At 52.3% G+C, this 3,428-nt stretch carries 4 protein-coding genes; 2 read left to right on the plus strand and 2 right to left on the minus strand.

The annotated features are described in order from the left end of the window. On the plus strand, nt 1–709 hold a 709-nt coding region (locus Q0369_RS07185), incomplete at its 5' end, for a dual specificity protein phosphatase family protein (protein ID WP_298097942.1). Nucleotides 710–914: 205 nt separating this feature from the next. Next, nucleotides 915–1,367 carry a hypothetical protein gene (locus Q0369_RS07190; RefSeq protein WP_298097945.1) on the plus strand — a complete coding sequence of 151 codons (453 nt, stop codon included), beginning with the start codon at nt 915–917 and terminating at the stop codon, nt 1,365–1,367. Between the two features lie 314 nt (nt 1,368–1,681). Here Q0369_RS07190 and Q0369_RS07195 read toward each other — a convergent pair whose 3' ends face one another. Further along, nucleotides 1,682–2,473 carry a UDP-N-acetylmuramate dehydrogenase gene (locus Q0369_RS07195; RefSeq protein WP_298097948.1) on the minus strand — a complete coding sequence of 264 codons (792 nt, stop codon included), beginning with the start codon at nt 2,471–2,473 and terminating at the stop codon, nt 1,682–1,684. Between the two features lie 503 nt (nt 2,474–2,976). Continuing rightward, nucleotides 2,977–3,428 (minus strand): MqnA/MqnD/SBP family protein (locus Q0369_RS07200; RefSeq protein ID WP_367178987.1); only part of this gene is annotated, 452 nt, incomplete at its 5' end.

Raw genomic sequence — 3,428 nt, forward strand, 5'->3', positions numbered from 1 at the left:
CGGGCAAGGTCGTCACGCCGCCGCGTCTAAAGCCTTACTTTTCCCTTATCTTTGCGTCGCGCGGCTAAATGCGCTTTTTTGGCTGCGCGGACGCCGGCTTTCAGACGAGATTTTGCCCGGGCTATATTTGGGCTCGGTTAAGGAGGCGGGCAAATTTGACGCGGTGCTTGACTGTGCGGCTGAGTTTGAGCGGCCTGGCGGCGCGCAAATTTATGCGAGCGTGCCTATGCTAGATATGATAACGCCGAGCGCGGACGAGCTAAAACGAGGCGCGGACGAACTCGAGCGGTTCGCAAAAAGGGCTCTTTGCGGCGGCGAAAATTTGCAGCAAAGGATGGAACTAGGATCAAATTTTAGCGCCAAGGCGGGCTACGCGAACGAGCGAAATTTGAAATTTGACGAGCAAGCGGACGCGCGGGCAAATTTGCAAACGCGCGGCGCGGCAAACGAAAGTAAGATCGGCGAGGCTAAGCAAACTTTCGCTAACTCAAACGAACGAGCCGCTGAGAACGGCAAAAAGGTGTTAGTGTGCTGCGCGCTGGGCTACGGTAGGAGCGCGTCGGTGTTGCTCGCTTGGCTTGTGATTTACGCGGGACTAGGATTTGATGACGCTCTAAATTTGCTAAAATCGCACCGCGAAAAGATCGCCGTCTCTAGCTCGCTGCGCGAGAGGATAGAGCAGATAGCCGTCCGCACCAGCGAAATTTGAAAGGAGAGTAAAGACCAGCCAAATTCGCAAAAGCAAGTGCGGCAAATTTAAGCGCGAAATAGGCGCATGCTAAATTTGATCAAGTCCGGTTTGAGGGATCAAATTTAAAAAATCTGCAGGCTAGAAACAAGCGGCATTGTAAAAATTTTCGGCGAAAACGAACGGGAATTTAACCAAAGGCAAACGTCCAAAATGAGGAGGAAAAATGACGAATGCGGAGCAAAACGAAAAAGCGGCGCAAGGCGGGGAGCAGGAATGCCGCCAAAGGGCGGATGATAGAGCCTTGGCGCTGGTTACAGCTAGGTTTTTGGCGACGCATAGGCTGTTTTTCTTGTTAAATTTGCTCCAGCTTGCCGTCTGCCTTACGATTTTTACGAATTTTGCCGTGATTCCGGGCTTTTTAGCGGCTTTTACGGCTTTGTTTTATCTGCACGTTAGGCTGCATTTTGACGCGCTGATTTTTAGAGATTTTGCGGAAGGAAGGCTTGATTGCGGCAAATTTGACGCGGCGCTTGCGGAGCTAAATTTAGCTAGCAAACCGCCTAAAATCCGCGATATGAAAAGTCGCTGCGCCGGAGCCTTGCGGCTGTATAAACTAACGGCCGCGCTTACTCTCATCGTCGCAGTCGCGGCTTTAGCGGGTTACTATCTGAGCTAAATTTGCTTACCCGCTTAGACGGTTACGGAACGCCGATTTAGACGGTCGCGTCGGTTTGGCGCGCAAAATTCAACAACTGTTTTTCATGGCGAGATAAACGGGATAAAATTGATTGCTTTTGCGGGCCATTTTTGTAGCGACTATTTTAAGCGATGAAACAGCGGCTAGTATCGCCGGCGCACTGCATTCGAGCGCTTTTAAATTTGACGATTTCATCGGTATTTTAAAATCTCAAAGCATAAAAAAATCCAGTGCAAAAAGACGAAATGGACAACCGAGTAAATTTATTCGGGGCAAAATATACGAATTTCCTTTTATAGCACCACGACCTCGGTTTCCAGTTCGATACCGAATTCTTCAAAAACGCGGCTTTGCGCTAAATTTATGAGCGCAATCACGTCCTCAAAGCTTGCGCCGCCGAAATTTATGATGAAATTGGCGTGCTGCTCGCTAAATTTCGCGCCGCCGATCGCGCGGCCTTTAAGCCCTGCCGCTTCGATCAGCCTGCCCGCGGCGTCATTCGGCGGGTTTTTAAAGCAGCTTCCAAAGCTAGCCCCCTTTGGCTGGTTGGCGCGTTTGGCGGCGAAATCCGCGGCGAGCGAGACGTTAAATCCGTGCGAAATTTTAAACTCGGCGCCCAAAATCGGCTCCTCGATCCCGCTTCTTCGGTAGCCGAAGCTTATCCGCTCGCGCTCCACCCAGCCGCGAGCCAGGCGCACGGCAAGCAGGCTATCGCTAATGCTCGCGCCGGCGAGTCCCGCGTTCATTTTGATTAGCCCGCCGAGCGTACCCGGGATGTTTCGCAAAAACTCAAAGCCGCCGAGATCCTGCTTTTTGGCGAAGTTGTAAATTTTGCCCGACTTCGTCGCAGCCCCGATGCTAAGGATATCTCCGCTTAGGCTTATGCGGTCGAACTCCTCACTTAGCATCGCAAGGTGTGGCGGTGCGGGCGAGATGAGCAGATTATTGCCGCCGCCGATGATCGCGCCCCCCGCTATGCTCTCAAACTCCGCAAAATCGGCCTCGTCTTTTAAAATTTGCACCGCAAAACTCCCGCCGATGCGCACGGAGGTGTATTTGCTAAAATCTATCTGCTTTGTTTTCAAAATTTTGCCTTTTAAATTTCATTTCTAAATTTTGCGCTAGCCGCCCGCCGCTTTAAAATTTAGCGCTGCTGCCGCGCTACGTCGCGCGCACAGCTCGCACCCTGCGGCACAAAATACAGCCGCACGATGTAGCGCCGCGCCGTGCAATTTTATCGCCACATAGCCGTAAATTTAAAGCGGGGTACCGTGGCGACAAATGGCGCCACAGCGCGGTCGATTGACGAGCTTGGCGGCGATCCGAGGCACACTCGGCGTCAAATTTGCGCTAAATTTTAAACTCGCTATGCTTCGCGGCTAAATTTCAAAAGCTACGGCGCAGCACAGCCACGGCAAGAACGCGGGGTAAAATTCTACCTCGCGCGACGACTTTTACGCCGAAGCAAAATTTAGCCAAGTCACACTCCGCTTAACGACGAGGAATTTAGCCAAAACGCGATTTAATTCCGAGTAAAATTCAGCCGAGACAGGCGCCAAATTTCAGCTAAATTTTAACCTCGCTCGCTTTACATCGGGTTTTGCCCGCCGCAGTCCGCAAAACGGATCTCGTTATATTTGCGCGGGATAAAATTCTCCTGCGCGCTAAGCGGCGCAGGGTAAAATCCGCGCTCGTAACCAAGCTCAAACAGCCTATCCACCGCCCTTATCTGTACCCCCGAAAGCTCGATCGAGGCTTCGTTAGCATAAAGGCTCAGATATTTTTCGAGCTTTGCATCGTCCACGCGGATGAGGTTTCGCTCCATCAGCATCTGCGACAAAAAGGGCTTATGCGCGGTGGCGATGCGCACGCCTTCGGTTAGCACGCGCTCGCACTCGATGGCGTCCGTTATCGGCAGACTGCGGCGAACCGCCATGCCTCCCAGTGGCAGCGGCAGATTTTCGCCCGCTAGCTCGCTCCAGATATCCCAGATCTCGCGCTCCACGCAAAGCTCGTCCGAAAAGTCCAAAATGCTCTCGT

The sequence above is a fragment of the uncultured Campylobacter sp. genome (genome assembly GCF_938030685.1).
Lineage (GTDB): Bacteria > Campylobacterota > Campylobacteria > Campylobacterales > Campylobacteraceae > Campylobacter_B.